Raw genomic sequence first — 22,383 nt, 5'->3', positions numbered from 1 at the left:
TGGGGGGGGGGGGGGGGGGGGTGGGGGGGGGGTTTTTGGGGGGGGGGGGGGGGGGCGTGGGGGGGGGGGGGGGGGGGGGGGTGGGGGTCGGGGGGGGGGGGGGGGGGGGGGGGGGGGGGGCCGCGCCCCCCCCCCCCCCCCCCCCCCCCCCCCACGGCTACTTCTTCTTCGCGCCGCGCTTCTCGCGCACCCGCACCGAGATGTGGATCGGCGTGCCCTCGAAACCGAACTCCTCGCGCAGCCGGCGCTCGATGAAACGCCGGTAGCCCGCCTCGATGAAGCCGGAGGCGAAGAGCACGAACCGCGGCGGCTTGGTGCCGGCCTGCGTGCCGAACAGGATGCGCGGCTGCTTGCCGCCCCGCACCGGGTGCGGGTGGGCGGCGATCAGCTCACCGAGGAAGGCGTTCAGCCGGCCCGTCGGAACGCGGGTCTCCCAGCCTGCCAGGGCCGTCTCGATCGCCGGGACGAGCTTCTCCATGTGCCGCCCGGTCTGCGCCGAGACGTTCACCCGGGGCGCCCACGCCACCTGGCCGAGCTCGGTCTCGATCTCCCGCTCCAGGTAGTAGCGGCGCTCCTCGTCGAGGGTGTCCCACTTGTTGTAGGCGACGACGATCGCACGTCCGGCCTCGACGGCCATGGTGACGATCCGCTGGTCCTGCACCGAGATGGAGTCGGCGGCGTCGATGAGGACGACGGCGACCTCCGCCTTCTCGACGGCGGCGGCGGTGCGCAGCGAGGCGTAGTAGTCGGCGCCCTGCTGGAGGTGGACGCGCTTGCGAATGCCCGCCGTGTCGACGAACTTCCAGGTCTTGCCGCCGAGCTCGATCAGCTCGTCGACCGGGTCGCGGGTGGTGCCGGCGAGCTCGTTGACGACGACGCGCTCCTCGCCCGCCACCTTGTTCAGCAGGGAGGACTTGCCGACGTTGGGCCGGCCGATCAGGGCCACGCGGCGCGGGCCGCCGACGGCGGTGCCGAAGGTCTGCGCCGGAGCCTCGGGCAGGGCCTCGAGGACCTGGTCCAGCATGTCGCCGGTGCCGCGGCCGTGCAGCGCGGACACCGGGTGGGGCTCCCCAAGGCCCAGCGACCACAGGTAGGCCGCGTCGGCCTCGCCGCTCGGGCCGTCCACCTTGTTGGCGCACAGCACCACCGGCTTGCCGGCCTTGCGCAGCAGCCGTACCACGGCCTCGTCGGTGTCGGTGGCGCCGACCTTGGCGTCCACGACGAAGACGACCGCGTCGGCGGCCTCGATGGCGTACTCGGCCTGGGCGGCGACGGAGGCGTCGATGCCGAGGACGTCCTGCTCCCAGCCGCCGGTGTCGACGACCTTGAAGCGGCGGCCGGCCCATTCGGCCTCGTAGGTGACGCGGTCGCGGGTGACGCCGGGCTTGTCCTCGACGACCGCCTCGCGGCGGCCGATGATGCGGTTCACCAGGGTCGACTTGCCGACATTGGGGCGGCCGACGACGGCGAGGACCGGCAGCGGGCCGTGCCCGGCCTCCTCGATCGCGCCCTCGACCTCCTCCAGGTCGAAGCCCTCTTCCGCGGCGAGCTCCATGAACTGCGCGTATTCGGCGTCGCCAAGCGCCCCGTGGCCGTGCTCCTCGCCCGAACCCTCGGAGTGGATGTCGTCGTTCATGAAGTCCGTACCTCGTTCATCGTGGTGATCGGTGGACCGGCCCTGTACCGGTGGCCCACTACTGAAGTGTCGCCCGGCGGCCGGTGAGCCGCCTGGCGTTTTCCAGGTGCGCGGTGAGCTGCTTCTGGATGCGTTCGGTGGCCTCGTCCAGCGCCTTGCGGGTGCGCCGTCCACTGCCGTCGCCGGCGTCGAAGGGGTCGCCGAAGACGACGTCGACGCGGGAGCGCAGGGGCGGCAGCGCCTTTATCAACCGTCCGGGTCTGTCGGAACTTCCCAGGACGGCGACCGGGACGATCGGGGCGCCGCCGCGGACGGCGAAGTAGGCGAGGCCGGCACGCAACGAGGCGAAGTCGCCCTCGCCACGGGTCCCCTCCGGGAAGATGCCCAGCACGCCGCCGCTCTCCAGGACGCCGAGCGCCTGCCCGATGGCCGCGCGGTCGGCGGAGTGGCGGTCCACACTGAGCTGGCCGATCCCGGTCAGGAACCGGCCGAGCGGTCCGACGAACGCCTCCTTCTTGATCAGGAAGTGCGTCGGCCGGGGCGCCACGCCCATGACCATCGGGCCGTCGATGTTGTGCGCGTGGTTGACGGCGAAGATCAGCGGGCCCGTCGTGGGCACCCGCCAGGCGCCGAGCACGCGCGGCTTCCACAGGCCGTACATCAGGCCGACGCCGATGCGCCGCCCGGTCTCGGCGCCCTTCTCGGAGGGAACGGGGGCTGAGGTCACTTACCCGCCCGCTTCTCCTCGACGAGGGTGACGACGCACTCGATGACCTGCGACAGCGTGAGGTCGGTGGTGTCCACCTCGACCGCGTCGTCGGCCTTGGCCAGCGGCGAGGTCTTGCGGCTGGAGTCGGCCGCGTCGCGCTTGATCAGGGCCTCGCGGGTGGCGTGGACGTCGGCGTTCTTGAGCTCGCCGCTGCGACGGGCGGCGCGGGCCTCCGGCGAGGCGGTCAGGAAGATCTTCAGGTCGGCGTCGGGCAGCACGGTCGTCCCGATGTCGCGGCCCTCGACGACGATGCCCCGCTCGGCGGCGGCGGCGATGGTGCGCTGCAGCTCGGTGATCCGGGCCCGCACCTCGGGGACGGCGCTGACCGCGCTCACCCTGGAGGTGACCTCCTGGGTGCGGATCGGGCCGGCCACGTCCACCCCGTCGACCGCGATGGACGGGCTCGCGGGGTCGGTGCCGGAGACGATCTCGGGCTTGCCGGCCGCGGCCGCGACGGCGTGCGGGTCGGCTATGTCGATGCCGTTGGTCACCATCCACCACGTGATCGCCCGGTACTGGGCGCCGGTGTCCAGGTAGCTCAGGCCGAGCTGCGAGGCGACGGCCTTCGACGTGCTCGACTTGCCCGTGCCGGAGGGGCCGTCGATGGCGACAATCACGGCCGGGGCGGTCGGGGCGGCGCCGTTTTCCACGGGGGGACACCTTCCTGGTGCGGTGCGGTGAGTGGTGTGCGGGACGCGAGCGCGTCCCGCACAAGGTTACTGGGTCCGCGGGGGCCCTCCGACAGGCGCATGACCCCGCGCGGTCCCGGCCTCACTGCCGGATCGCCCAGCCCCGTTCCTTCAGCGCGGCCGTCAGCACGGCGGCGGCCTTGGGCTCCACCATCAGCTGCACCAGACCGGCCTGCTGCCCGGTGGCGTGCTCGATGCGGACGTCCTCGATGTTGACGCCGGCCCGTCCCGCGTCCGCGAAGATGCGGGCGAGCTGTCCCGGCTGGTCGTCGATGAGGACGGCCACGGTCTCGTAGGCGCGCGGCGCGGAGCCGTGCTTGCCGGGGACCCGGACCTGGCCGGCGTTGCCACGCCGCAGGACGGTCTCGATTCCGGCGCTGCCCTCGCGGCGCTTGTCGTCGTCGGAGGACTGCAGGGAGCGCAGGGCCCGCACCGTCTCCTCCAGGTCGGCGGCGACGTCGCCGAGCAGGTCGGCGACCGGCCCCGGGTTCGCGGAGAGGATGTCGATCCACATCCGGGGGTCGGAGGCGGCGATCCGGGTGACGTCGCGGATGCCCTGGCCGCACAGCCGTACGGCCGCCTCCTCGGCGTGCTCCAGGCGGGCGGCGACCAGACTGGAGACGAGGTGGGGCATGTGGGAGACGAGCGCCACGGCGCGGTCGTGGGCGTCGGCGTCCATCACGACCGGCACGGCACGGCAGTGCGAGACCAGTTCGAGGGCGAGGTTGAGCACCTCGGTGTCGGTGTCCCGGGTCGGGGTCAGCACCCAGGGGCGGCCCTCGAAGAGGTCGGCGGTGGCGGCCAGCGGTCCGGACTTCTCGCGGCCGGACATGGGGTGGGTGCCGATGTAGCCGGACAGGTCGAGCCCGCGCGCCTCCAGTTCGCGCCGGGGGCCGCCCTTGACGCTGGCCACGTCGATGTAGCCGCGGGCGAGCCCGCGCTCCATGGCGTCGGCGAGCACGTCGGCGACCAGGGCCGGCGGGGCGGCGACGACGGCGAGGTCGACGGGCCCCTCGGGGGCCTGGTCGGTGCCGGCGCCGAGGGCGGCGGCGGTGCGGGCCTGCTCGGGGTCGTGGTCGGCGAGGTGCACGACGACGCCCCGGCCGGTCAGGGCGAGGGCGGCGGAGGTGCCGATGAGGCCGGTGCCGATGACGAGTGCGGTTCTCACTGGGCGATGTCCTTGCGCAGGGCCGCGGCGGCGCCCAGGTAGACGTGGGCGATGTCGGCGCGGGGCCGGTCGGACTCGATGTGGGCGAGGACCCGGACGACGCGCGGCATGGCGCCCTCGATGTCCAGTTCCTGGGCGCAGATCAGCGGGACGTCGGTGATGCCGAGCTTGCGGGCGGCGGCGGCCGGGAAGTCGCTGTGCAGGTCGGGCGTGGCCGTGAACCAGATGCTGATCAGGTCGTCGCCGGTGAGCCCGTTGCGTTCCAGGACGGCGGTCAGCAGGGCCGCGACCCGCTCGTCCATGTGCCCGGCTTCGTCCCGTTCCAGTTGGACGGCGCCCCGGACCGCTCGTACCGCCACGGCGATGCTCCTTGCTGACGTGCGTTCGGCTCTTGGTCCGTCCAGCGTAGTCAGCCCGCGCCGGGTCCGTGCGCGGCGCCCGCCTCCTGAGACGCTGGTCCCGGCCCCGACCCGCCACCCCCTCACTCCCGGAGCGATGCCATGACGCACAGCCCGAACCGCCGTACGGTCCTTCTCTGCACGGGCGCGGCGACGCTCGTCGTGAGCTGCGGAGGCGGGGGCGACGACAGCGGCTCCTCGTCCGCCTCGCCGGGGCGGGAGCTGGCGGCGACGAGTGACATCCCGGTCGGCGGCGGCAAGATCTTCGACGCCGAGAAGATCGTGGTGACCCAGCCGCAGCAGGGCGACTTCAAGGCCTTCTCCGCGGTCTGCACCCACCAGGGCTGCATCGTGGCGGAGGTGCGCGACGGCACCATCGACTGCGCCTGCCACGGCAGCAGGTTCGCCATCACGGACGGCGCGGTGGAGCGGGGCCCGGCGACGAAGCCGCTGCCGGAGAAGCGGATCACCGTGGAGGGAAATTCGGTCCACCTGGCGTGAGGGTCGGACGTACGCTCCCGGGCATGCACCCCGAGACCCTGGTACGCGACCACACGATCTACGCCTGTGTCATGGGTTCGCGTGCCTTCGGTCTGGCGACGGACGACAGCGACACGGACCGCCGGGGCGTCTTCCTCGCCCCGACCCCGCTGTTCTGGCGCTTCGAGAAGCCGCCGACGCACGTCGAGGGGCCGGCCGAGGAGCAGTTCAGCTGGGAGCTGGAGCGCTTCTGCGAGCTGGCGCTGCGCGCGAACCCGAACATCCTGGAGTGCCTGCACTCGCCGCTCGTGGAGCACGTGGACGACACGGGCCGCGAACTGCTCGCGCTGCGCGAGGCGTTCCTCTCCCGACGGGCCCACGGGACGTTCACCCGCTATGCCCACGGCCAGCGCCGCAAGCTGGACGCCGACGTGCGCACGCACGGCGCCCCGCGCTGGAAGCACGCGATGCACCTGCTGCGGCTGCTGACGTCCGCCCGCGACCTGTTGCGCACGGGCACGCTCACCGTCGGCGTCGGCGACCGGCGCGAGGGGCTGCTGGCCGTGAAGCGCGGCGAGGTGCCCTGGCCGGAGGTGGACGCCCGGATGGCCCGCCTGGTGGAGGAGAGCGAGCGGGCCGTCCACCGCAGCCCGCTCCCGGACGAGCCGGACCGACGCCGCGTGGAGGACTTCCTCGTGCGCGTGCGCCGCGCCTCAGCCCTCCAGGCGGGTCCGGACGACGAAGTCGTGCAGGGCGTCGTACGCGGTCGGGGCGCCGGGCAGCGCTGACGCCGTCTGCGCCTCGTCCAGCACCGCGTGCAGCCGCTCCACGTCGGCCCGCACGCGCGCGTGGTCGACGGCGGCGGCGCCGTGCTCGCGCTCGGCCTTGGCGGCGATCAGCTCCGGGAGGTGGGCCGGGGCGGCGTCGACCTCCTCGGCGAGCGTGGGCAGGTGGGGCTGCACCTCGCCGGCGCGCATCAGGTGGATGCCGGTGAGCAGGACCCGGAAGGTGTACAGCAGCGGCTTGAGCTCACCGCTCCTCTCGAACAGCCGCCACTGGGTCTGCGCGAACCCCCGGTAGTGGTGGGCGTGGTGGCTGGTGAGCACGCCCGGCGCGAGCGCGGCCAGTTCGCGGTGGGCGTCGGTGGTGTGCACGACCAGCGGCGACAGCAGCTGCTCCAGCACGTAGCCGTTGCGCCGGAGCATCAGCCGGACGAACTTGCGCAGGTCGTGCGTGACCAGGTCCATCTCGACGCCGTCCCGGTCCCACATGCGCGACCGGGTCTCCTCCGGCTCGCGCAGCCCGACCAGGTCGGCGGCGGGCAGCAGGTGGACGCCGCGCAGGTCGACGTCGGAGTCGCGGGAGGGGAAGCCGTAGAGGTGGGCGCCGGAGACGGTGGCGAACAGCACCGGGAAGGGCTGCTCGGCCACCACCGGGGCCAGGTCGATGTCGAGGGCGTCGATCATGCGCTCAAGCGTCCCAGAGCGCCCCGAGGGCCAGCAGGTCACCCCGGTACTCGATGCGGTCCGCCCATGCGCCCGGCCAGGCGCCGGCGCCCAGGTGGGCGCCCGCGAAGGCGCCCGCGAGGCAGGCGATGGAGTCGGAGTCGCCGGAGGTGCAGGCGCCGCGGCGCAGGGCCGTCAACGGCTCGTCGACGAAGAGCAGGAAGCAGAGCAGTCCGGCCGCCATGGCCTCCTCGGCGATCCAGCCCTCGCCGACCGCGAGGCACGGGTCGGTCTCCGGGGAGACGGTGCGCACCGCGTGCTGGAGCCGGTCGAGCATCGCCAGGCACTCGTCCCAGCCCCGGGCGATGAAGTGCTCGGGGCCGGGGTCCTGGGCGCGGGTCCACAGGTCGCCGAGCCAGCGCTCGTGGTAGCGGGTGCGGTTGTCGTAGGCGTAGGAGCGCAGCAGGCCGACGAGCCCGGTCGGCTCGGCGCCCTCGGCGAGCAGCCGTACGGCGTGTGCGGTGAGGTCGGAGGCGGCGAGCGCGGTCGGGTGCCCGTGGGTGAGCGCGGACTGCAACTGGGCGGCACCCGCGCGCTGTTCGTCGCTCAGTCCGGGGACGAGGCCGACCGGCGCGACGCGCATGTTGGCGCCGCAGCCCTTGGAGTGGATCTGGCTGGCGTCCTGCCAGGGGCGGTCGGCCCGCTCCAGCAGGTCGCAGGCCCTGAGGCAGGTGTTGCCCGGGGCCCGGTTGTTCTCGGGCGACCGGTTCCAGGCGATGAACTCCCGCCGTACGGGCTCGGCCATCCCCTCGGGCGTCAGGCTCCCGCCGTCCATGGCCGTGCGCAGCCCGCGTCCCAGAGCGAGCGTCATCTGGGTGTCGTCGGTGACGATCGCGGGCCGGGGCAGCTCCGTCCCCCGCCACGGACCGGACTTGGCGAGGATCGACGGGACGTCGTCGAACTCGGTCGGGAATCCCAGCGCGTCCCCGAGGGCGAGTCCGGTGAGCGCCCCGGTGGCGGCGCGCTTGGTGACGGTGGTCGTGGTCATGCGGGGCGTCCTTCCCGAGGGGTGCGGAGCAGGGGCGGGTGCAGGGCGGTGGCCGGGCCGGCGCGGTAGAGGGCGGCCGGTTTGCCGCGGCCCCCGGTCAGCCGGGCGGCGCCGGGGACCGCTTCGACGAAGCCGGGGGTGGCGAGGACCTTGCGGCGGAAGTTGGGCCGGTCCAGCGGGGTCCCCCACACCGTCTCGTAGACCTGCTGGAGCTCGCCGAGGGTGAACTCGGCCGGGCAGAAGGCGGTGGCCAGGCAGGTGTACTCGAGCTTGGCGCCGACGCGTTCCCGGGCGTCGGCCAGGATCCGGTCGTGGTCGAAGGCGAGGCCGCGGGCCTCGTCGTACGGGACCCAGCGGGCCTCGGCGGCGTCGGTGCCCGCGTGCGGCTCGGGCGGGTCGGGCAGCAGTGCCGTGTACGCGACGGAGACGACCCGCATCCGGGGGTCCCGGCCGGGCTCGCTGTAGGTCCGCAGCTGCTCCAGGTGCAGCCCGGTCACGTCCGCCAGGCCGGTCTCCTCGGCCAGCTCCCGGCGGGCCGCCCGCTCCGCCGACTCCTCGGGCAGCAGAAAGCCGCCGGGCAACGCCCAGCGGCCGGCGTACGGCTCCTGCCCCCGCTCGACGAGCAGCACGTGCAGCGCGCCCGCGCGGAGCGTGAGGACGGCGAGGTCGACGGTGACGGCGAAGGGCTCGAAGGCGTGCTTGTCGTAGCCGAGCACGGGCGGCCACCCCCTTAATAGTCAATCAGACTATAAAAGGGGGCGGCCGCCCGTCACAACCCTGCGGAGGCCCGCGGTTCCTAGAGGTCGACCTCCTGCATCAGCATCCCGACCTCCGTGTTGGACAGCCGGCGCAGCCAGCCCGACTTCTGGTCGCCCAGGGTGATCGGGCCGAAGGCGGTGCGCACCAGCTTGTCGACGGGGAAGCCGGCCTCCGCCAGCATCCGGCGGACGATGTGCTTGCGGCCCTCGTGGAGGGTGACCTCGACCAGGTAGTTCTTGCCGGTCTGCTCCACGACCCGGAAGTGGTCCGCGCGCGCGTACCCGTCCTCGAGCTGGATGCCGTCCTTCAGGCGCTTGCCGAGGTCGCGCGGGATCGGGCCCACGATGTGCGCGAGGTAGGTCTTCTTCACGCCGTACTTCGGGTGGGTCAGGCGGTGCGCCAGCTCGCCGTGGTTGGTGAGCAGGATGACGCCCTCGGTCTCGGTGTCGAGCCGGCCGACGTGGAAGAGACGCGTCTCGCGGTTGGTGACGTAGTCACCGAGGCACTGCCGGCCGTCGGGGTCCTCCATGGTGGAGACGACACCGGCGGGCTTGTTCAGCGAGAAGAACTGGTACGACTGCGTCGCGACGGTCAGGCCGTCGACCTTGACCTCGTCCTTCTCCGGGTCGACCCGCTTGCCCTGCTCGAGGACGATCTCGCCGTTGACCTCGACGCGCGCCTGCTCGATCAGCTCCTCGCAGGACCGCCGGGAGCCGTAGCCCGCGCGCGCGAGGACCTTCTGCAGCCGCTCGCCCTCCTGCTCGGCGCCCGGGAAGGTCTTGGGCAGCCTGACGTCCTTCTTGCCCGCGTAGCGCTCCCGGTTGCGCTCCTCGGCCCGTGCCTCGTACTCGCGGGACGTGGCCGGGACCGAGCGGCCCCGCTGCAGGGGCTTCTTCGGCCCGCCCTTGGCGCCGCCGCGGGCCGAGGGGCCGCGGCCCGACTTCGGACCGTCCTGGGTGGCGCCGGGGCCCACGTCGTAGCGCCGCTCCTCCGGGCGCGGCTTCTTGGGACGGCCGCCCTGCCTGTCGTCGCGGTTGTTGCCGGCGCCGCGGTGGTTACCGCGGCCACCGCCGCTCCCGCCGCGGCCGCCGCTGTTGCCACCACGGCTCCCGCCGTTGTTTCCGCTGCTGTTCCTGCCGCTGCTGCTTCGCATCAAAGTTCCGTCTTGTCGTCTGCGTCCTCGGAATCCGGGGCGTCCGGATCGAACGACGGGACCCCTTCCAGCGTCTCGGCCTCGATCGCCGCCGCCTCCGGGAGGAAGGGCGCGAGCTCCGGGAGCTCGTCCAGGCCGCGCAGGCCCATCCGCTCCAGGAAGTAGTTCGTCGTCACGTACAGGATCGCACCTGTTTCGGGTTCCGTGCCCGCCTCCTCGACCAGGCCCCGCTGGAGGAGGGTGCGCATCACGCCGTCGCAGTTCACGCCGCGCACCGCGGAGACGCGGCTGCGGCTGACCGGCTGGCGGTAGGCGACCACCGCGAGGGTCTCCAGCGCGGCCTGGGTGAGGCGGGCGTGCTGGCCGTCCAGGACGAAGCCCTCGACGGCCGCCGCGTACTCGGGGCGGGTGTAGAAGCGCCAGCCGCCCGCGACGAGCCTGAGCTCGAATCCGCGGCCCTGGACGGTGTACTCGTCGGCCAGCTCGCGCAGGGCGTCCGCGATCTGCCGCCGGGGCCGCTGGAGGACCTTCGCGAGGTGCTCCTCGGTCGCGGGCTCGTCGACGACCATGAGGACGGCTTCGAGGGCGGGCCTGAGGTCGAGGGCGGCGACGTCACGCGGCCCGTCCGGGGAGTTCGTGGTCTCGTCGCTCACGCCGGCTGCTCCTCCTCGGTCTTCTCGTTCTCCGCGGGCGCCCGGTCGAACTCGTCGGTCACCACCGGCCCGGTGTCCCCGTCCCCGCCGGTCCAGCGCACCAGCAGGTCGCCGAGCGCGGTCTCCTGGTCGAGCGCCACGGCCTTCTCCCGGTACAGCTCCAGCAGGGCGAGGAAGCGGGCCACGACGGTCAGGGTGTCCTCCGTGTCGTCGACCAGGACGCGGAAGCTGGCCTCGCCCAGCTCCCGCAGCCGGGCCACGACGACCTGGGCCTGCTCCTGCACGCTGACCAGGGGCGCGTGGATGTGCTCGACGTACACCTGCGGCTTGGGCCTGGGCTGCATCGCCTTCACGGCGAGCTTGGCGAAGCCCTCCGGGCCGATGCTGATGACGACCTCGGGCAGCAGCTCGGCGTGGTGGGGTTCCAGGCCGACCGTACGGGGGTAGCGGCGGGCCTCGGCCTCCAGACGCCCGTTGAACATCTCCGCGATCTGCTTGTACGCGCGGTACTGCAGCAGCCGGGCGAAGAGCAGGTCGCGGGCCTCCAGCAGCGCCAGGTCGGCCTCGTCCTCCACCTCGGCGGCCGGCAGCAGCCGGGCCGCCTTCAGATCGAGCAGGGTGGCCGCGACGACCAGGAACTCGGTGGTCTCGTCGAGGTCCCAGTCCGGGCCCATGGCGCGGATGTGCGCCATGAACTCGTCGGTCACCTTGGAGAGCGCGACCTCGGTGACGTCCATCCTGTGCTTGGAGATGAGCTGGAGGAGCAGGTCGAAGGGCCCCTCGAAGTTGGCGAGCCGGACCTTGAAGACCCCGTCCCCCGCCCCCTCGGGCGCGTGGTCGGGCAGGCCGTGACGCGCCGCTTCGGGCACGGCCGTCGCGGCCTCGCCCCGCGACGGGGCGACCGCGTCCACGCGGACGGGCTCCGGGGCGTCCCGCGGCGGGCTCGGGTGCCCCTCGGCACCGCGCCCCGGCGCGGATCCCTCCGGCGAGGCCTCCGGGGCGTCCAGGGGCGGACGGGCGCGATCGATGGTCCCGTGCTCCGGAAGGGCCGCCTCGGGCCGGGTGCTCCGGGCCGCTTCCGCGTCCTGCGGCGGCTGCCCGCGATCCGTGGGCCCGTGCCTCGGTCCGGCCGTCTCGGGCCGGGTGCTTCCGGGGGATTCCGCGTCCTGTGCGGAGGTCTCCCGGACGGCGGGCCCCGCTGCCGTGCCGGGGGCCTCCGGGGCCGGCGCCGGGGCGGGCGGCTCCTCCTCGGGCGGCGGAGCAACCTGCGGCATCCCCGGGCCCCTCCCCAGGGCGCGCCGACGGCCGGCGGGGGCGCCGGGGCGGGGAGCGTCGTTCGAGGTCATGGCCCCCGCAGGCTACCGCTACCGCCCGCGCAGCCGCCGTACGAGGATGCTGGCGTCCCCACGGCTCTCCAGGTCGGCGAGGACCACGGCGACCGCTTCGCGGACGATCCGGCCGCGGTCGACGGCCAGCCCGTGCTCGCCCCGGAGGACGAGCCGGGCGTGCTCCAGATCCATGAGCTCCTCGGCGGAGACGTACACGGTGATCTTCTCGTCGTGCCGCTCGCGGCCGCTGGGACGCCGCGAGGCGGCCCGGCCGCGCTTGCGGGGCTGGGCGGCGGCAGAACCTTCCTGCGCGTCCGTCCCGGGGTCCGGGCGCCGCGCCGTGCGCTCCGCGCCCCGGCTGCGCGACTCACCGGCGGCGGCCCCTTCCGCGTCCGCCGCCGCGTGCTCCGCGCCCTCGCCGTCGCCGCCCTGTGCGGGCACCGACTGCGGCGCGTCCTCGGCGGCCGCCTGGTCGCTCTCCCCCGCCGGAGCCGGTACCCGGGCTTCGCCGCCCGCCGGTCGCCGCGGGGTGGACGCCTGGAGCGCCGTTCCCCCTGTCGTACGGAAGAGTTCGTCGGCCCCCGGCAGACTCACTCGGCGTGACACCGGGCGAGCACCTCCCTGGCGAGCTGGCGGTAGGCGGCGGCACCGACGGAGTTGGAGGCGTACGTGGTGATCGGCTCACCGGCGACCGTGGTCTCCGGGAAGCGGACCGTGCGCCCGATGACCGTGTGGTAGACGTGGTCGTCGAACGCCTCGACGACCCGCGCGAGCACCTCACGGCTGTGCACCGTGCGCGAGTCGTACATGGTGGCGAGGATGCCGTCGAGCTCCAGGTCGGGGTTGAGCCGCTCCTGGACCTTCTCGATGGTCTCGGTCAGCAGTGCCACACCGCGCAGCGCGAAGAACTCGCACTCCAGCGGCACGATCACCTTGTGCGCGGCGGTCAGCGCGTTCACCGTGAGCAGGCCGAGCGAGGGCTGGCAGTCGATGACGATGTAGTCGTAGTCGTCCATCAGCGGCTTGAGCGCCCGCTGGAGCGTGGACTCGCGCGCGACCTCGCTCACGAGCTGCACCTCGGCCGCCGACAGGTCGATGTTGCTGGGCAGCAGGTCCATGTTGGGGACCGCCGTCTTCAGCAGCACCTCGTCGGCCGCCATGCCCCGCTCCATGAGCAGGTTGTAGACGGTGAGGTCGAGCTCCATCGGGTTGACGCCGAGGCCGACCGACAGCGCGCCCTGCGGGTCGAAGTCGACGAGCAGCACCCGGCGCCCGTACTCGGCGAGCGCGGCACCCAGGTTGATGGTCGACGTGGTCTTGCCGACGCCGCCCTTCTGGTTGCACATCGCGATGATCTTCGCGGGTCCGTGATCGGTCAGCGGTCCCGGGATCGGGAAGTAGGGCAGCGGACGTCCCGTCGGGCCGATGCGCTCGCGGCGCTGACGGGCCGCGTCGGGCGCGAGCGTGGCCGCGTACTCGGGATCGGGCTCGTACTCCGCGTCCGGATCGTAGAAGTGCCCCTCGGGCAGTTCGTCGTAGTCGGCGAAGTGGTTGCGGGGCGCGCCACTTCCGTCGCCGGCCATGGCGTTCACGTGTTGGCCATCCATACTCATGTGTGCTGTCTGAGTTGCCTGCGGACTCTGGTGGGCGGCTGCGAAGGTACGTACAGCGACGGAGCCGACAGCCTCGAGACGCCCGGGGCCGTGGGCCCGTGCAGGCATTCCTGGTTGACCACCCCCGGGAGTAAATGTCGACTCATTCACAAGTCGTCTTACCTCCTTGGTGACCAGGAAACTTCTCGACAGGTCAGCGTGACACCATGCCGACGTTCGGCGACTCTATGGCGTGTCGGCCGTCCGCAGCAACACAATCCGCCGGACCCGGCCCGATGTGTCGGCAATGAAACATCCCTCTGTCAAGGGCGTACGGCCGTCGCACAGCAGGTTTCACCGGTGCGCGAATCGGTTGAAGCGTTACGTTCGAGGCGAGTTGGCCGAGAATCGCAAAGTGACCATACACACACCCGGCCGGACCTTGTCGGGCAAGGTCCGGCCGGGTGTGCGGGGTTGACGACGACTGTTGACGTATCGCCTTTCCCGGTTGCTGACTTGGCCGGTCCGCCGGCCGCGGGGGGTCAGGCGAGCAGCGAGGCCAGCTCGACGTGCTCGAGACCGTGCGCCTCGGCGACCTCCTTGTAGACGACCTTGCCGTCATGGGTGTTGAGGCCCTTGGCCAGCGCCGGGTCGCGGCGCAGCGCCTCGGCCCAGCCACGGTTGGCCAGCTCGACGATGTACGGCAGCGTGGCGTTGGTCAGCGCGTAGGTGGAGGTGTTCGGCACCGCGCCGGGCATGTTGGCGACGCAGTAGAACACCGACCCATGCACCGGGAACGTCGGCTCGGCGTGCGTGGTCGGGTGGGAGTCCTCGAAGCAGCCGCCCTGGTCGATCGCGATGTCGACAAGGACACTTCCGGGCTTCATCCGCGACACCAGCTCGTTGGTGACCAGCTTCGGGGCCTTGGCGCCCGGGATCAGCACGGCGCCGATCACGAGGTCGGCCTCCAGGCAGGCCTTCTCCAGCTCGAAGGCGTTGGAGACGACGGTCTGGATCTTCGTGCCGAAGATCTTGTCGGCTTCCTTGAGCTTGTTGATGTCCTTGTCGAGCAGGGTCACGTGGAAGCCCATGCCGATGGCGATCTGCGCGGCGTTCCAGCCGGAGACACCGCCGCCGATGACGACGGCCTTGCCGGCCAGCACGCCGGGGACGCCGCCCGGCAGCACGCCGCGGCCGCCGTTGGCGGCCATCAGCTGGTAGGCGCCGACCTGCGGGGCCAGGCGGCCCGCGACCTCGGACATGGGGGCGAGCAGCGGCAGCGCGCGGTTCGGGAGCTCGACCGTCTCGTAGGCGATCGCCGTGGTGCCGGACTCGATGAGCGCGTCCGTGCACTCCTTGGAGGCCGCCAGGTGCAGGTAGGTGAAGAGCGTCTGGTCCTTGCGGAGGCGGTGGTACTCCTCCGCGATGGGCTCCTTGACCTTCAGCAGCAGGTCGGCGGTGGCCCAGACCTCGTCGGCGGTGTCCAGTATCCGCGCACCGGCGGCGATGTACTCCTCGTTGGGGATCGAGGAGCCGACACCGGCGTCGCGCTCGACGACGACCTGGTGACCGTGGCGCACCAGCTCGTGCACGCCGGCGGGGGTGATGGCCACCCGGAACTCGTTGTTCTTGACCTCGCGGGGAATGCCGACCTTCACGTGGATCACGGTCCTTGGCTCAGAGAATGGGGCTATTACAAGGCATACCCGCTCAGGCTCGGGCACACCGGGGTAGACCGCAGGAGAACGTGCGGCAGAGCCAGTCTAATGAAGGCGTTCCCGGTGTCTAGCCTTTCAAAGCATCAATCTTCATCGGATGTGCTGCGGATTTCGCAGGCATCATCGGCTTCTTCCCTCAACATACGCTCGGCGGTGCTCCGGTGCAGGGCGGCCGCCGTGGGGTCGCCGAGGTGGTCGAGCGTGTCGGCGAGCCTGAGGTGCAGGGCGGCCTGCAGCCGGTCGTCCTCCGCCCGGCTCGCCCACTCGACGGCCTCCTGGCAGGTGCGCAGCGACTCCTCGGGCCGCCCGGCGTACTCCTGGACCCGGGCCAGCTCGCTCAACGCCCGCGCGTGCGCCGGGAGATCGCCGGTCCTGCGGTACCCGGCGACCGCCGCGCGCCAGGAGCGCACCGCCTCGCCGTAGCGGCCGGCGTAGGTGTGGGCGGTGGCGATGCGGCCGTAGATCCGGGCGGCGTCGGCGCGCTCGTCCCGGGCGAGCCGCTGGGCGAGGGCCCGGCCGAACCAGTCGGCGGCCCGGTCGTAGTCCCCGAGCTCCAGGTGGGCGCCGCCTACGGATTCCATCGCACGGCCGGTCGCGTACGGGTCGTCCGCCGCGCGTCCGGCGTCCAGCGCGGCCCGGTAGCGCGCCAGCGCATCGGCGGTACGGCCGGTGCGGGCGTCCAGGTCGCCCAGGTTCAGCAGGGCGGCCGCCTTCTCCCTGGGCAGGTCCTGGCGCTCGGCCACGTCCAGGACGAGCCGGTGGACGTCGTAGAGGTCGGGCGCCGCCGCGTGGGTGCCGAAGTGGGCCACCATGGCTCGCACCAGCTGGGACATCAGCCTGCGGGCGAGGGTGTCCAGCTCCCCGTCGGCGACCGCGAGGCGGGCCGCGGCCAGCAGGGCGGGCCGGCGGACGCGCAGCCAGTCGGCGGCGGCCCTCGGGGTGGGGAAGCGCAGGGCCCGCGGCATGCCGTCGAGCTTCTCGCGGGCCCGGTCGCTGTCGGTCTCGGTGATGGCCCGGCACGACTGCAGCAGCCGCACCGTCCGCTCCAGCATCCGGGCGCGGGCCAGCTGGAGCTCGGCGGGCCGGTCGTGCCGCGCGGCGAGGGCCTCCAGCAGGGGGTGCAGGCAGCCGGGGACCTCGTACTGCGGCAACGCCGAGCCGACCGGGTGCAGCAGGCCGAGGGCGACGAATCCGTCCAGGGTGGTGCGCGCGTCGCCCACGGAGCAGCCGGCGAGAGCGGACGCGGTGTGCGGGTCGACCAGGCCGGCCGGGGCGAGGGAGAGCAGGCGCAGGGTCCGGGCGGCGGAGCCGGGCAGCGACGCGTAGGCGAGGCGGAAGACGCGGCTGAGCGGGGTCCCCTGGTCGTCCTCGGCGTGCACCTGCCTGGCGAGGTCGGCGACGGCCGCCTTGGGGCGGGCGGCGAGCCAGCCGCCGGCCAGGGTGAGGGCGGCGGGCTGCGCCTGGCAGACCTCGGCCAGCTGCTCGGCGGCCCGGGGGTCGACCGTGATGCGCACCGAGCCCGTGAACCGGGACAGCAGCTCCACGGCGGACTTGGTGTCCAGGCCCCCCAGCGTGCACGGGCGGACGTCCGCGAGGCCGGTCAGCGGGCCCTCGGAGACGGCGACGGCCAGGCAGTCCGGGGCGTCCGGGAGCAGCGCGTCGACCTGCTCGGCGTCGGCCGCGTCGTCGAGCAGCAGCAGGACCCGGCGGCCGGCGAGCGCCTCGCGCAGGGCGGCGGTGAGGTCGTCCTCGTGGGCGCCGGGCGGGACGGCGCGGTCCAGCTCGGTGAGCAGGTCGCGGGCGAGCCGCCCGACGGGCACGCGCCGGCCGTCCGGTTCGCTCAGCCGGACCCGCAGCACCCCGTCGGGGTAGCGGTCGGCGACCTGGGCGGCGAGCTCCTCGGCGAGCGCGGTGCGGCCGGAGCCGGGCCGGCCCGCGATGAGCAGCACCCGTGCGCGGGGGGCCTTGCGGCCGGAGATGGTGTCGAGCCCGGCGCGCTCGATGTCGGCGCGCAGCTGTTTCAGCTCGCGGGTGCGGCCCAGGAACCGAGTCTCCTCGGCAGGGCCGCCCGACAGCCCCACGCCGTCCGTGTCCACCGCCTGATCCGTCACGGGCCACACTCCCGATCCCACCGCACGCCGGCGCCCGCCGGAACTCCGGTTCGGGCGTTCACCGAGCCTAGTTCACGCTGTGCTACGGACCGTGCGGAGCGCGACGGGCGCATCCCCCGATCGGATCAACCGATGGTCACACCGCAGGGGCCGGGTCACGGACGTGCGGGGGCCGGGCACGTACCGGCCGGGTACGGGATGCCATCCGCACGGGCCCGACCCGGCCCGCCGGGGAGCGGAGGGGCGGACGTCCCTGGTCGGGCTCACGCCGCAGGCACGGCCCCGGCGCGAAGCCCGGCGCGGCGGGGAGACGGAGCCCGTTGCGGCTCGGGGGTACGTAGCCCGATGTGGCCCGGACGGCGGAACGACGTGCGGCCCGGGGGGCGCAGGCCGGTGTGGCCCGGACGGCCGAGCCCGGTGCGGCCCGGTGCGCGGAGGCCCGGTGCGGCCGGGGCACGCAGGCCCGGGGCGGCCCGGGAGCACGTAGCCCGGTGCGGCCCGGACGGCGAAACCGAGGCACGCAGCCCGGTGCGGCCGGGGCGCGGAAGCCCGGCACGGCCCGAGGGCACGCAGGCCCGGGGCGCCCTCGACGGCACAACTCCGGCGCGGCCCGGGACGCGGAAGCCCGGCGCGGCCCGGGGCGTGGGTCTCGCACTGTCCCGGCGCCGGAGGCGTTGTGCGGGTCGGAGGGCGGCCTCAGGACTCGAAGGGGCGGGCCGGCCACGGCGCCTCGGCCGGGCGCAGGGCGTCCAGCCCGTCGCCGTGCTCCGCCGCGACCAGTGAGAGCACGCCCACGACGAGGCAGTTGTTGTGCAGGTCGCCGGCGAGCACGCCCCGGACCAGGTCCGCGACGGGCACCCGCTCCAGCTCCATGTCGGCCTCTTCGTCCTCGACCTCGAAGCGCTCGCCGTCGGCCTCGGACAGGTCCCGCGCGAGGAAGATCCGCACGGCCTCGTCGCAGCCGCCCGGGGTGGTGTAGACGTCGGTCAGCACCCGCCAGTCCTCGGCCTTGACGTGCGCCTCCTCGTACAGCTCGCGCCGGGCGGCGTGCAGGGGGTTCTCGCCGGGCACGTCGAGCAGTCCGGCCGGGATCTCCCAGAGCTTCTCGCGCACCGGGTGCCGGTACTGGCGGATGACCAGCACCCGGCCCTCGTCGTCCAGGGCGAGGACGGCCACCGAGCCGGGGTGGACCTGGTAGTCACGGCTCGCGACGGAGCCGTCGGGCATGACCACCTCGTCCGTGCGGACGGAGGTCTTCTTGCCCCGGAAGGGGGTCTCCGTCGCCCGGACCTCCCACTCCTCGGGGGTGTCCTTGATGGTCGTGCCCGTCATGCCCTGTCCTTCCAGACGTACGCGAAGAGGCCGGGACGCGTCCGTTGAATGGACGCGTCCCGGCCACCGTACAACTGGTGTGCTACTTCGACGTCTTCCGCTCGACCGCGGCCTTGACCAGCCCGGCGAACAGCGGGTGCGGGCGGGTCGGGCGCGAGCGCAGCTCCGGGTGCGCCTGCGTGGCGACCAGGTAGGGGTGGACCTCGCGCGGGTACTCGACGTACTCGACGAGCTTGCCGTCCGGGGAGGTGCCCGAGAAGACGATGCCGGCCTTCTTCTCCAGCTCCGCGCGGTAGGCGTTGTTCACCTCGTAGCGGTGACGGTGCCGCTCCTCGACGTACTCCTTGCCGTCGTACACCTCGCGCGCGATGGAACCCTCGGCCAGCTTGGCCGGGTACATGCCGAGCCGCATCGTGCCGCCCAGGTCGCCCTCGCCGGCCACGATGTCCATCTGCTCGGCCATCGTGGAGATGACCGGGTGGGCGGTGGCGGGGTCGAACTCGGTGGAGTTGGCGTCCGCGATGTCCGCCAGGTTGCGCGCGGCCTCGACCACGATGCACTGCAGGCCCAGGCAGAGACCGAGCAGCGGGACCTTGTTCTCGCGGGCGTACTTGATCGCGCCGACCTTGCCGTTCACGCCGCGCTCGCCGAAGCCGCCCGGGATGCAGATCGCGTCCACGTCACCGAGCTGCGCCTCGGCGCCGGCCGGGGTCTTGCAGTCGTCGGACGTGACCCACTTGATCTTCACCCGGGCCCGGTTGGCGAAGCCGCCCGCACGCAGCGCCTCGGTGACCGAGAGGTAGGCGTCGGGCAGGTCGATGTACTTGCCGACCAGGGCCATGACGATCTCGTGCTCGGGGTTGTGGACGCGGTCGAGCAGGTCGTCCCAGGTCGTCCAGTCCACGTCGCGGAACGGAAGGTCCAGCTTGCGGACGACGTAGGCGTCCAGGCCCTCGGTGTGGACCACCTTGGGGATGTCGTAGATCGAGCGGGCGTCGGGGCAGGCCACCACGGCCGCCTCGTCGACGTCGCACATCAGGGAGATCTTGCGCTTGATCGCGGTCGGCACCTCGCGGTCGCAGCGCAGCACGATGGCGTCCGGCTGGATACCGATGTTGCGCAGCGCCGCGACCGAGTGCTGGGTCGGCTTGGTCTTCAGCTCGCCCGAGGGGCCGATGTACGGCAGCAGCGAGATGTGGACCACGAAGACGTTGTCGCGGCCGACCTCGTGGCGGACCTGGCGGACGGTCTCCAGGAACGGCAGCGACTCGATGTCGCCGACCGTGCCGCCGACCTCGGTGATCACGACGTCCACCTCGTCCGTCGCCATGCGGCGGATGCGGTGCTTGATCTCGTTGGTGATGTGCGGGATGACCTGCACCGTGTCGCCCAGGTACTCGCCGCGCCGCTCCTTGGCGATCACCGTCGAGTAGACCTGGCCTGTAGTGACATTGGCGGAGCCGTCCAGGTCTCGGTCGAGGAAGCGCTCGTAGTGTCCGATGTCCAGGTCGGTCTCGGCGCCGTCGTTGGTGACGAAGACCTCACCGTGCTGGAAGGGGTTCATCGTGCCAGGGTCGACATTGAGGTACGGGTCGAGCTTCTGCATCACGACGCGCAGACCGCGGGCCTTGAGCAGCATGCCGAGGCTGGAGGCCGTCAGCCCCTTGCCGAGCGAGGAGGCGACACCCCCGGTGACGAAGATGTGCTTGGTCGTCGAGGCTGTGCTGTTTCGAAAAACAGTGGGCGGCATGGCCAAGAGGGGGCTCCCGTGGTCGCGGTCTGGGGTGCGGTGCGTCCGTCGTACGGCCCGGTCGTCCCGGGTTGTCGTCGGCGGCGCCGTCGCTGCGGTTCCGGGGTTTGTCTCCCACCGGTCCACGGGCTACCAGCGTATCAGCGCCGGAGAGCGAAGGCTTCCGGCCACGCTCCGCGCACACCCGGACACGGACGCGCGCGGCTCACCGGATTCTCACCCGGTGGTCACTCGTTCGGCGGACCCGCGTTGCCCGGAGGGGCACACAGATCATCTACGTGCGTCGTATCCTGCTCGGACGTTCGCTGCCGAGCCCGCCCGGCGACACGGCACCACCCCACGCCCGTCGGCACCGGAAACAACGAGAGCTCGTCAGTGCGTTGAGCAACAATTGTCCTTTGCGGCACAGCGTTTGGCTTCACGGCCGGACGGCTGCTTTGCTTCATGGCTCAACAACGCATGACACCCCCCTTGACCGCACTAGCGACCGCCCCCACGCGGGGTGACGTGGCCGTTCGACTGGAGTTGCACGTGGCCGGGCGCATCGAAGACTACGCACTCATCGGAGACATGCAGACCGCTGCCCTGGTCTGCCGGGACGGCACAGTCGACTGGCTGTGCCTGCCCCGCTTCGACTCGCATGCCATCTTCGCCGGTCTGCTGGGCACCGGGGAACACGGCTTCTGGCGGCTCGGGCCCGCCTACGCGCCCGGCGCCGAGCCGCCGACCGCCGCCCGGCGCGGCTACCGCGGCGACTCGCTCATCCTCGAATCCGAGTGGGACACCCCCCGCGGCACGGTCCGGGTGACCGATTTCATGCCGCCGCGTGACGGCGCCCCGCAGCTCATCCGGATCGTGGAGGGCGTGTCCGGCCGGGTGCCGATGCGTTCGGAGCTGCGGATGCGCTTCAGCTACGGCCGGGTCGTGCCGTGGGTGCACAAGCACGAGGGGCGCACGGTGGCCGTCGCGGGCCCCGACTCCGTGTGGTTCGACACGGAGGCCGAGACCTACGGCAAGGCGCTCACCACGTACGCGGACTTCACGGTCGCTCCGGGTGACCGGATCGCGTTCACCATCTCCTGGGAGCCCTCGCACAAGGAGCCGCCGGCGCTGCCGGAGCCCGAGCAGTCGCTGGTGGCGACGGAGGACTTCTGGCGCGAGTGGGTCGAGCACTGTACGTACCACGGTCCCTACCGCGAGGCCGTGGTCCGCTCCCTGATCACGCTGAAGGCGCTGACGTACGCCCCCACCGGCGGCATCGTGGCCGCTCCGACCACCTCCCTGCCGGAGGAGATCGGCGGCGTCCGCAACTGGGACTACCGCTACACCTGGCTGCGGGACGCGGCGATCACCCTGTCCTCGCTGCTGCGCACCGGCTACCGCGAGGAGGCCCGCGCCTGGCGCGAGTGGCTGCTGCGCGCGGTCGCCGGCGACCCGGAGAACCTGCAGATCATGTACGGCATCGCGGGCGAGCGCGAGCTCGGCGAGGCGGAGCTGGACTGGCTGCCGGGCTACGAGGGCTCCACGCCGGTCCGGGTCGGCAACGGCGCGGCCCACCAGCTCCAGCTGGACGTGTACGGCGAGGTCACCGAGGCCCTGCACCTGGCCCACATGACCGGCCTCGCCCGCAACGACTACGCCTCGGTGCTCCAGCTGAAGCTGATCCGGTACCTGGAGGACCACTGGCAGGAGCCGGACGAGGGCATCTGGGAGGTGCGCGGCCCGCGCCGCCACTTCGTGCACTCCAAGGTGATGGCCTGGGTCGCCGTCGACCGCACCATCAAGCTGATCGAGTCCGGGGACGCGGACGGCCCGCTGGAGCGCTGGAAGCAGCTGCGCGACGACATCCACCGGGACGTCTGCGAGAAGGGCTACGACAAGGAGCGCAACACCTTCACGCAGTCCTACGGCTCCCAGGAGCTGGACGCCTCGCTGCTGCTGATCCCGCAGATGGGCTTCCTGCCGCCGGACGACAAGCGGGTCATCGGCACCATCGAGGCCATCCAGCGGGAGCTGTCCACGTCGGACGGTTTCATCCTGCGCTACCCGACGGACGGCAAGGACGAGGGTGTCGACGGCCTGCCCGGTGACGAAGGGGCCTTCCTCGCCTGCTCGTTCTGGATGGCCGACGACCTGGCGATGATCGGGCGGGTCGACGAGGCGCGCAAGCTCTTCGAGAAGCTGCTGTCCCTGCGCAACGACCTGGGCCTGCTCGCCGAGGAGTGGGACCCGCGCCTCCAGCGCCAGGTCGGCAACTTCCCCCAGGCGTTCAGCCACGTGCCCCTGATCGACACGGCGCTGCGCCTGACGGCGAGCGGGGCGTACGGGGGCTGAGGACACTCGGGAGGAAGACG

At 72.8% G+C, this 22,383-nt stretch carries 20 protein-coding genes; 3 read left to right on the top strand and 17 right to left on the bottom strand.

Going from position 1 to position 22,383, the window contains the following annotated elements; translation table 11 throughout:
- Positions 1–157 precede the first annotated feature (157 nt).
- The 5 genes from der to aroH all read right to left on the bottom strand — a co-directional run bounded on the left by der (position 158) and on the right by aroH (position 4,621).
- Positions 158–1,636, bottom strand: coding sequence for a ribosome biogenesis GTPase Der (gene der / locus ACGF3H_RS33360; protein ID WP_362500265.1), 1,479 nt, complete (start codon positions 1,634–1,636; stop codon positions 158–160).
- A 58-nt stretch (positions 1,637–1,694) separates the two neighbouring features.
- Positions 1,695–2,297 (bottom strand): lysophospholipid acyltransferase family protein, encoded by a 603-nt coding sequence (locus ACGF3H_RS33355; RefSeq protein ID WP_362500294.1) that lies wholly within the window; start codon positions 2,295–2,297, stop codon positions 1,695–1,697.
- A 62-nt stretch (positions 2,298–2,359) separates the two neighbouring features.
- Positions 2,360–3,055 (bottom strand): (d)CMP kinase, encoded by a 696-nt coding sequence (gene cmk / locus ACGF3H_RS33350; protein ID WP_362500266.1) that lies wholly within the window; start codon positions 3,053–3,055, stop codon positions 2,360–2,362.
- Between the two features lie 121 nt (positions 3,056–3,176).
- Positions 3,177–4,262 (bottom strand): prephenate dehydrogenase, encoded by a 1,086-nt coding sequence (locus ACGF3H_RS33345; RefSeq protein WP_362500267.1) that lies wholly within the window; start codon positions 4,260–4,262, stop codon positions 3,177–3,179.
- Positions 4,259–4,621: a chorismate mutase gene (gene aroH / locus ACGF3H_RS33340; protein WP_161167333.1), complete on the bottom strand. Its 363-nt coding sequence runs from the start codon at positions 4,619–4,621 to the stop codon at positions 4,259–4,261. The genes ACGF3H_RS33345 and aroH overlap by 4 nt, the downstream gene beginning before the upstream one ends.
- 141 nt (positions 4,622–4,762) lie before the next feature.
- Between aroH and ACGF3H_RS33335 the strand changes: the two genes are divergently transcribed.
- Both ACGF3H_RS33335 and ACGF3H_RS33330 read left to right on the top strand, forming a co-directional pair.
- Positions 4,763–5,161 (top strand): Rieske (2Fe-2S) protein, encoded by a 399-nt coding sequence (locus ACGF3H_RS33335; RefSeq protein WP_362500268.1) that lies wholly within the window; start codon positions 4,763–4,765, stop codon positions 5,159–5,161.
- A gap of 23 nt (positions 5,162–5,184) precedes the next feature.
- Positions 5,185–5,928 (top strand): DNA polymerase beta superfamily protein, encoded by a 744-nt coding sequence (locus tag ACGF3H_RS33330; RefSeq protein WP_362500269.1) that lies wholly within the window; start codon positions 5,185–5,187, stop codon positions 5,926–5,928.
- On the opposite strand, the gene ACGF3H_RS33325 is transcribed toward ACGF3H_RS33330, so the two are convergent.
- The 12 genes from ACGF3H_RS33325 to ACGF3H_RS33270 form a co-directional block, all read right to left on the bottom strand.
- Complete coding sequence (locus ACGF3H_RS33325; RefSeq protein WP_362500270.1) at positions 5,854–6,606, bottom strand: nucleotidyltransferase domain-containing protein; 753 nt, start codon at positions 6,604–6,606, stop codon at positions 5,854–5,856. The two genes, ACGF3H_RS33330 and ACGF3H_RS33325, sit on opposite strands and share 75 nt — an antisense overlap.
- Positions 6,607–6,610: 4 nt before the next feature.
- Positions 6,611–7,633, bottom strand: a complete 1,023-nt coding sequence (locus ACGF3H_RS33320) for an ADP-ribosylglycohydrolase family protein (RefSeq protein WP_362500271.1) — start codon at positions 7,631–7,633, stop codon at positions 6,611–6,613.
- Entirely contained in the window at positions 7,630–8,349 is a 720-nt protein-coding gene (locus ACGF3H_RS33315; protein WP_362500272.1) for an NUDIX domain-containing protein, read from the bottom strand. The genes ACGF3H_RS33320 and ACGF3H_RS33315 overlap by 4 nt, the downstream gene beginning before the upstream one ends.
- Positions 8,350–8,429: 80 nt before the next feature.
- Positions 8,430–9,545, bottom strand: coding sequence for a pseudouridine synthase (locus ACGF3H_RS33310; RefSeq protein WP_362500273.1), 1,116 nt, complete (start codon positions 9,543–9,545; stop codon positions 8,430–8,432).
- Positions 9,545–10,198 carry an SMC-Scp complex subunit ScpB gene (gene scpB / locus ACGF3H_RS33305; protein ID WP_362500274.1) on the bottom strand — a complete coding sequence of 218 codons (654 nt, stop codon included), beginning with the start codon at positions 10,196–10,198 and terminating at the stop codon, positions 9,545–9,547. The genes ACGF3H_RS33310 and scpB overlap by 1 nt, the downstream gene beginning before the upstream one ends.
- On the bottom strand, positions 10,195–11,544 hold the full coding sequence (locus ACGF3H_RS33300; RefSeq protein WP_362500275.1) for a segregation/condensation protein A: 1,350 nt from the start codon (positions 11,542–11,544) through the stop codon (positions 10,195–10,197). The genes scpB and ACGF3H_RS33300 overlap by 4 nt, the downstream gene beginning before the upstream one ends.
- Before the next feature lie 18 nt (positions 11,545–11,562).
- A complete protein-coding gene (locus tag ACGF3H_RS33295; RefSeq protein WP_362500276.1) occupies positions 11,563–12,132 on the bottom strand; it encodes a hypothetical protein in 570 nt (189 codons plus the stop codon).
- Complete coding sequence (locus ACGF3H_RS33290; RefSeq protein ID WP_189230385.1) at positions 12,117–13,247, bottom strand: ParA family protein; 1,131 nt, start codon at positions 13,245–13,247, stop codon at positions 12,117–12,119. Before ACGF3H_RS33290 ends, ACGF3H_RS33295 begins: the two co-directional genes overlap by 16 nt.
- Positions 13,248–13,660: 413 nt before the next feature.
- Positions 13,661–14,776, bottom strand: coding sequence for an alanine dehydrogenase (gene ald / locus ACGF3H_RS33285; protein WP_362500277.1), 1,116 nt, complete (start codon positions 14,774–14,776; stop codon positions 13,661–13,663).
- 143 nt (positions 14,777–14,919) lie between these two features.
- Positions 14,920–16,947, bottom strand: a complete 2,028-nt coding sequence (locus ACGF3H_RS33280) for a tetratricopeptide repeat protein (RefSeq protein WP_362500278.1) — start codon at positions 16,945–16,947, stop codon at positions 14,920–14,922.
- A 696-nt stretch (positions 16,948–17,643) separates the two neighbouring features.
- Entirely contained in the window at positions 17,644–18,279 is a 636-nt protein-coding gene (locus ACGF3H_RS33275; RefSeq protein WP_362500279.1) for an NUDIX hydrolase, read from the bottom strand.
- An 82-nt stretch (positions 18,280–18,361) separates the two neighbouring features.
- Positions 18,362–20,029 (bottom strand): CTP synthase, encoded by a 1,668-nt coding sequence (locus tag ACGF3H_RS33270; RefSeq protein WP_362500280.1) that lies wholly within the window; start codon positions 20,027–20,029, stop codon positions 18,362–18,364.
- Positions 20,030–20,560: 531 nt separating this feature from the next.
- Here ACGF3H_RS33270 and ACGF3H_RS33265 point away from each other — a divergent pair.
- A complete protein-coding gene (locus ACGF3H_RS33265; protein WP_362500295.1) occupies positions 20,561–22,363 on the top strand; it encodes a glycoside hydrolase family 15 protein in 1,803 nt (600 codons plus the stop codon).
- Positions 22,364–22,383 lie beyond the last annotated feature (20 nt).

Origin of the sequence: Streptomyces sp. NPDC048185 (genome assembly GCF_043202495.1) — a bacterium.
Taxonomy (GTDB): Bacteria; Actinomycetota; Actinomycetes; order Streptomycetales; family Streptomycetaceae; genus Streptomyces.
This window is presented reverse-complemented; position numbering and strand designations above follow the sequence as displayed.

What these genes read in the sequence shown, in the direction of transcription:
- der (WP_362500265.1), bottom strand. Translation starts at nt 1,636, where the DNA reads ATGAACGACGACATCCACTCCGAGGGTTCGGGCGAGGAGCACGGCCAC.
- ACGF3H_RS33355 (WP_362500294.1), bottom strand. Translation starts at nt 2,297, where the DNA reads ATGTACGGCCTGTGGAAGCCGCGCGTGCTCGGCGCCTGGCGGGTGCCC.
- ACGF3H_RS33335 (WP_362500268.1), top strand. Translation starts at nt 4,763, where the DNA reads ATGACGCACAGCCCGAACCGCCGTACGGTCCTTCTCTGCACGGGCGCG.
- ACGF3H_RS33330 (WP_362500269.1), top strand. Translation starts at nt 5,185, where the DNA reads ATGCACCCCGAGACCCTGGTACGCGACCACACGATCTACGCCTGTGTC.
- ACGF3H_RS33325 (WP_362500270.1), bottom strand. Translation starts at nt 6,606, where the DNA reads ATGATCGACGCCCTCGACATCGACCTGGCCCCGGTGGTGGCCGAGCAG.
- ACGF3H_RS33320 (WP_362500271.1), bottom strand. Translation starts at nt 7,633, where the DNA reads ATGACCACGACCACCGTCACCAAGCGCGCCGCCACCGGGGCGCTCACC.
- ACGF3H_RS33310 (WP_362500273.1), bottom strand. Translation starts at nt 9,545, where the DNA reads ATGCGAAGCAGCAGCGGCAGGAACAGCAGCGGAAACAACGGCGGGAGC.
- ACGF3H_RS33300 (WP_362500275.1), bottom strand. Translation starts at nt 11,544, where the DNA reads ATGACCTCGAACGACGCTCCCCGCCCCGGCGCCCCCGCCGGCCGTCGG.
- ACGF3H_RS33290 (WP_189230385.1), bottom strand. Translation starts at nt 13,247, where the DNA reads ATGCCTGCACGGGCCCACGGCCCCGGGCGTCTCGAGGCTGTCGGCTCC.
- ACGF3H_RS33275 (WP_362500279.1), bottom strand. Translation starts at nt 18,279, where the DNA reads ATGACGGGCACGACCATCAAGGACACCCCCGAGGAGTGGGAGGTCCGG.
- ACGF3H_RS33270 (WP_362500280.1), bottom strand. Translation starts at nt 20,029, where the DNA reads ATGCCGCCCACTGTTTTTCGAAACAGCACAGCCTCGACGACCAAGCAC.